The sequence below is a fragment of the Bombilactobacillus bombi genome (assembly GCF_013607485.1).
GTDB classification, from domain to species: Bacteria; Bacillota; Bacilli; order Lactobacillales; family Lactobacillaceae; genus Bombilactobacillus; species Bombilactobacillus bombi_A.
The window spans coordinates 1-5,130 of record NZ_SCHP01000067.1 but is presented as its reverse complement, the minus strand read 5'-3'; the positions used below and the strand labels follow the sequence as shown (position 1 = coordinate 5,130).

The window sequence follows — 5,130 nt, the reverse complement described above, 5'->3', positions numbered from 1 at the left end:
TGAGGCAACTGCTTTTCTCGTAGATCAAAATAATGTTCTTTTTTTTGATTAAAGTCATGCAAAGTTTCACCAGACAATTTGGTATCAGAAATTTGGTCAATTGTTTCGTCTAAATTTTGCTGCTTGAACTGGTCTAACTGTTGTGTTAACTGATTAATAATCGTATTATTTTGCTTTTGAAAATAAAACAAAATTACGCTGACTGCTAAAACTAATAATATTACTGCTACGATAATCACGATAACCAAATTCAGCACCCCTTATTGATAAATCTACTTTTACTTATTAAGTATAGCAAAGAAAATTGAACATGACTTTTAAGAAAGAGTTAAAACTTTAGTTCTTTAATAATTGACTTTTATTTAGAAAAGCAGTAATCTGGAAATTGTGTAAAATAATTGCAGCAGTAAGTGACAAGCTCGTCAACAGTCAGTGGCTATTTAGTTCAATTGTGTAACCTGCGGCTGCATAAGGTGAAGATTGTAACACGGACTGCACGAATGTTGAACTTACACAGTTAATTATTTTACTCCAACAACTTTTATTACAATTATTGGAGGAATTTTATGTCACGTTATACTGGACCTACTTGGAAAAAGTCTCGTCGTTTAGGTATCTCTTTATCAGGTACTGGTAAAGAATTAGCACGGCGTCCTTATGCTCCGGGCCAACATGGTCAAAACAATCGAAACAAATTATCTGAATATGGTACACAGTTACGAGAAAAGCAAAAATTACGTTTAATGTATGGTTTAAATGAACGCCAATTTAGAAATACTTTCTTAAGAGCTGGTAAAATTCGCCAAGGTAAACATGGTGAGAACTTTATGGCTTTGTTGGAATCTCGTTTAGACAGCGTCGTTTATCGTTTAGGTTTAGCTACTACACGTGCTCAAGCACGGCAATTAGTTAACCATGGCCATATCCTAGTTGATGGCAAACGTGTAGACATTCCTTCTTACAGCGTTAAACCTGGCCAAGAAATTTCTTTGCGTCAACGTTCTAAAGATTTACAACTTGTTAAAGATGCTTTAGAAGCAAACGTTGGTCGACCACCATTTGTTGAATTTGATGAAAACACAATGACTGGTAAATTAATTCGCTTACCACAACGTGATGAATTAGAACCAGAAATTGATGAATCACTTGTTGTTGAATTTTATAACCAAATTCTTTAATATTGAATCTGATTTTTTCAAAGCAACCTTCGGGTTGCTTTTCTTTTATGTAATTAGAGCAATTTTATAAGGAGAATTTTTCATGCAGCATCCACTGGCTTATCGTATGCGTCCCCGGAATTTAGCTGAAATCGTTGGACAGAAACATTTAGTGGCTCCGGGCAAAATTATTTATCGTATGGTTCAAGCTAAACTACTATCGTCAATGATTTTATATGGTCCTCCTGGAACCGGTAAAACAAGTATTGCCAGTGCCATTGCTGGCAGTACTAATTACGCGTTTCGGCAGCTGAACGCCGCTACTGATACTAAAAAAGATCTGCAAATTGTAGCTGAAGAAGCCAAGATGAGTGGCACAGTAGTCTTATTATTAGATGAAATTCATCGCCTTGATAAAACTAAGCAAGATTTTTTATTACCGTTATTGGAAAGTGGCGAAATTATTCTAATTGGCGCTACAACTGAAAATCCTTATATCAGCATCAACCCTGCTATTCGCAGCCGTACTCAAATTTTTGAGGTTTATCCTTTAAAACCAGCAGAAATCAAGGTTGCTTTAAAACGAGCATTAAAAGATGAACAACGTGGCTTAGGAAAATATCCCGTCCTAATTAGTGATGAAGCTTTAGATCTATTAGCAACAGCCACAGCTGGTGATCTGCGGAGTTCTTTAAATGGACTGGAATTAGCTGTCAAATCTACTCCCCAGAACGCTAAGGGAAAAATTCAAATTGATCTGACGCAAGCTCAAGAATCCATTCAAAAAAAGACTATTACTGCTGATAAAAATGGTGATAGTCATTACGATGTTATTTCGGCTTTTCAAAAATCAATCCGTGGTAGTGATGCTAATGCGGCCCTATATTATTTAGCGCGGCTGCTTGAAGCGGGTGACTTAGCTACCGTCATTCGACGCTTAATGGTAACTGCTTATGAAGATATCGGTTTAGCTAATCCCCCAGCTTGTCAGCGAACAGTAACTGCTTGTTATGCAGCTACTAAAATTGGCTTACCTGAAGCACGTATTCCTTTGGCTGATGCTGTTATTGACCTGTGTCTCAGTTCTAAATCTAATTCTGGTATTACAGCAATGGACGCTGCCCTTCAAGATGTGCACTCAGGTAAAACAGCTACAATCCCCAATAATTTAAAAGATGCTCATTACCAAGGAGCAAAAAAATTAAAACATGGGATTAATTACCTTTACCCGCATAATTATCCTAATGACTGGGTTTCCCAACAATATCTTCCCGAACAACTCCAGGGGAAACAGTACTATCAACCCAAAGATAACGGCAAATACGAGCAAACATTAAAACAAACTTATTTAAGATTATTTAAACTCCAAAATTCCAAACGGAGGAATTCTGATGATTAAATTATTATTGATAGCCTTTATAATTTTACTGGTCTTGTTAGCTATTTTTTTATTAGCACATCTTAACAAGCCTTTATTAGCTTTTCAAAAAGCTAATTCACTCAAAATGAAAAGATTAATTAAAGTAACTGCGGGAGCATTAATCCTAACCAGTATAATTGGCTTAATCATACTAATTACAGCACCACTAAATTATAGTGTTATTACTCTAATCTTAGGTAGTTTAATTACTAGCTGTTTTGCAATTTTAATTTCTCGCTTTAGTTAACAACAAAAAAATAATGATTTTTTCACCAAAAAAGTTTACACTAAATGGAGAACAGTAAATCTGGAGGTGTAGTGATGCTACAACAATATAATAATATTCAGGTGGCTATTGATGGTTCTTATGAAGCTGAAATGGCCTTTCATAAAGCCATTGAAGTAGCCAAAAGAAATCAAGCAACTTTGCACATTTTACATGTAATTGATACTAGGGCATTTCAGGATGTTTCTAGCTTTGATTCTAGCATGGTAGAACAAGTTACAGAAACAGCTAAAAAAACCATTGATGAATACCAAGCAACTGCCAAAGCTCAGGGAGTAAACAAGGTTATCAGCAAAATAGAATATGGCGCACCTAAAACAACCATTGCACGGAATTATCCGAAAGATAATGACATTGATCTAATTATGATTGGTGCTACTGGATTAAACGCCGTAGAAAGACTATTAATTGGTTCAGTGACTGAATTTGTTACGCGCAATGCACCTTGTGATGTGTTAGTTGTAAGAACTGATTTAGATGGCAAACCTCTAAAAGCTCCTAAAGAATATAAATAAAATACTGATACAATAATTAGCTAGCATTAAAAATTTTATGTAGATTAAAAAGGTGTTGAGATAATATTTCTCAACACCTTTTTTAATATTATTAATTTTAATCAAACTGATCGCTACTAAACATATAGCTTTTATAATGATAACGCATCGACATAATTATTCCAACACCTATCATATTGGCAATTAAGGCTGAGCCCCCTTGGGAAATAAACGGCAACGGTATTCCAGTCATTGGTAAAAGGCTAATACTCATACCGATGTTTTCAAAAACATGGAATAAAATCATCACCACAATGCCTGTTGATACATAGGCATAAAATTCATTTTTAGTATCAAAAGTAACTTTTACCATTTGTGAAATTAACAAAAAATACATCATAATTAATAAACACGAGCCAATAAAACCAAAATTTTCTGCAATAACTGAAAAAATCATATCCGATTCTCGTACCGGAACATATACATTTGAATGATTAAAACCCTTGCCAGTTAACTTACCGGAACCAATTGCTTTAAGATTCTGCCACAATTGATAACTATTATTTGAAGTATCATGTGCCGGATTTAACCAAGAATCAATCCGTTCAAATTGATAAGCATGAAAGCCTAAATGACTCAGCACTTCCCGCCCAGAAGTAGTTGCCACTAAAGAAATAGCAGCGAAAATTATAATCGCGGCAATAGTAACTAAGCCAAATATAATCCGCCAATCAATGCCCGAAACCAGCATCGTACCTGCCAATATCGCTAAAAACACTAACATTGTTCCAAAATCTTTTTGTAACAACATTAAAATAATAACTGGTAAAGACCAAATAATCATTTTTCCAATTAAAATTTGATCACTGTGTAAAGTATGTTCATGATAAGTATGATTATGCTCAGTAACTACTCTGCCTAACATTAAAATAAAGGCCGGTTTCATCAACTCCGAGGGTTGGAACGAAAATGGTCCGAGGGCAAACCAACTTTTAGCACCAGTTTGAGCGGCATAGTCACGACTATATAAAAACAAAACCGCAACTAATAGCGCAATACCCACTCCATAAGCATAAGGAGCAATCATCCACAACTGCTGCGCATCAAAATGCATAATAATAACTACACCAATTGCTCCCAAAACATACCATGCTAATTGGGAAACTACCATTTTAACAGGACTACCTACTGTCCCATTATCATGACTTGCAGCCACATAAATAGACAATAAGCCAATTAACGCTAGAACCATCACAGAAAAGATGATGCCATAATCGATGCGTGAATTTTCATCATCAGTTTGTGTTTTTTTTCTTTTTAATTCCATACTAGCTCCTAATGTAAGTGCAAATTAAACTGCATCAAAGCACTATTTAAAGCTTGTTCAATGTTATTAACTACTACTTTGGGTGCAACATTATCTGAAACTTGATTAACCTCATAATGATTATCATCTAATTTGGTAATATGAGCCACGATTTGAGGATGCTTTCTGACAACAACTACCACATTCCAATTAATATCTGAAACTTCCTGTAATTCCACATTAAAATTTCGCTCTTTTTTACTCATGAATTTCCTTTCGTTTTATCAGAATGAAATTTTTTTGCAATAATCTCATCTTCATATTTTTCTGGATGAGCATTTCGTAATAAAGAAAACTTATCCGGTACTGGATCAAATCCGCCTCGATTAAAAGGATTGCAACGAATAATTCGAGCTACTCCCATTATTAAACCTAAAATTGTTCCTTGCTTTTGGATAGCCTTAATC

At 34.9% G+C, this 5,130-nt stretch carries 8 protein-coding genes; 4 read left to right on the top strand and 4 right to left on the bottom strand.

The window, feature by feature from the left end; translation table 11 throughout:
- A partial coding sequence (locus tag EQ827_RS07780; protein WP_309109353.1) for a septation ring formation regulator EzrA occupies positions 1 to 239 on the bottom strand: 239 nt, incomplete at its 3' end.
- A gap of 327 nt (positions 240 to 566) precedes the next feature.
- On the opposite strand from EQ827_RS07780, the gene rpsD reads away from it, so the two are divergent.
- The 4 genes from rpsD (at position 567) to EQ827_RS07760 (ending at position 3,378) form a co-directional block, all read left to right on the top strand.
- On the top strand, positions 567 to 1,178 hold the full coding sequence (gene rpsD, locus EQ827_RS07775) for a 30S ribosomal protein S4 (RefSeq protein ID WP_181190432.1): 612 nt from the start codon (positions 567 to 569) through the stop codon (positions 1,176 to 1,178).
- Between the two features lie 82 nt (positions 1,179 to 1,260).
- Complete coding sequence (locus EQ827_RS07770) at positions 1,261 to 2,556, top strand: replication-associated recombination protein A (protein ID WP_181190431.1); 1,296 nt, start codon at positions 1,261 to 1,263, stop codon at positions 2,554 to 2,556.
- Positions 2,549 to 2,824, top strand: coding sequence for a hypothetical protein (locus EQ827_RS07765; RefSeq protein WP_181190430.1), 276 nt, complete (start codon positions 2,549 to 2,551; stop codon positions 2,822 to 2,824). The genes EQ827_RS07770 and EQ827_RS07765 overlap by 8 nt, the downstream gene beginning before the upstream one ends.
- A gap of 74 nt (positions 2,825 to 2,898) precedes the next feature.
- A complete protein-coding gene (locus EQ827_RS07760) occupies positions 2,899 to 3,378 on the top strand; it encodes a universal stress protein (protein WP_181190429.1) in 480 nt (159 codons plus the stop codon).
- A gap of 97 nt (positions 3,379 to 3,475) precedes the next feature.
- Here the strand turns inward: EQ827_RS07760 and EQ827_RS07755 are convergent, their stop codons facing one another.
- The 3 genes from EQ827_RS07755 to yidD all read right to left on the bottom strand — a co-directional run.
- Complete coding sequence (locus tag EQ827_RS07755; RefSeq protein WP_181190428.1) at positions 3,476 to 4,684, bottom strand: FtsW/RodA/SpoVE family cell cycle protein; 1,209 nt, start codon at positions 4,682 to 4,684, stop codon at positions 3,476 to 3,478.
- Positions 4,685 to 4,692: 8 nt separating this feature from the next.
- Positions 4,693 to 4,929, bottom strand: coding sequence for a DUF2969 family protein (locus EQ827_RS07750; protein WP_181190427.1), 237 nt, complete (start codon positions 4,927 to 4,929; stop codon positions 4,693 to 4,695).
- Positions 4,926 to 5,130: membrane protein insertion efficiency factor YidD (yidD, locus tag EQ827_RS07745; protein WP_181190426.1), on the bottom strand; the 205-nt coding region annotated here is incomplete at its 5' end. The genes yidD and EQ827_RS07750, both read right to left, overlap by 4 nt.

Coding starts and splice junctions, on each gene's coding strand:
- EQ827_RS07760 (WP_181190429.1), top strand. CDS start 2,899: ATGCTACAACAATATAATAATATTCAGGTGGCTATTGATGGTTCTTAT.
- EQ827_RS07750 (WP_181190427.1), bottom strand. CDS start 4,929: ATGAGTAAAAAAGAGCGAAATTTTAATGTGGAATTACAGGAAGTTTCA.
- EQ827_RS07770 (WP_181190431.1), top strand. CDS start 1,261: ATGCAGCATCCACTGGCTTATCGTATGCGTCCCCGGAATTTAGCTGAA.
- EQ827_RS07765 (WP_181190430.1), top strand. CDS start 2,549: ATGATTAAATTATTATTGATAGCCTTTATAATTTTACTGGTCTTGTTA.
- rpsD (WP_181190432.1), top strand. CDS start 567: ATGTCACGTTATACTGGACCTACTTGGAAAAAGTCTCGTCGTTTAGGT.
- EQ827_RS07755 (WP_181190428.1), bottom strand. CDS start 4,684: ATGGAATTAAAAAGAAAAAAAACACAAACTGATGATGAAAATTCACGC.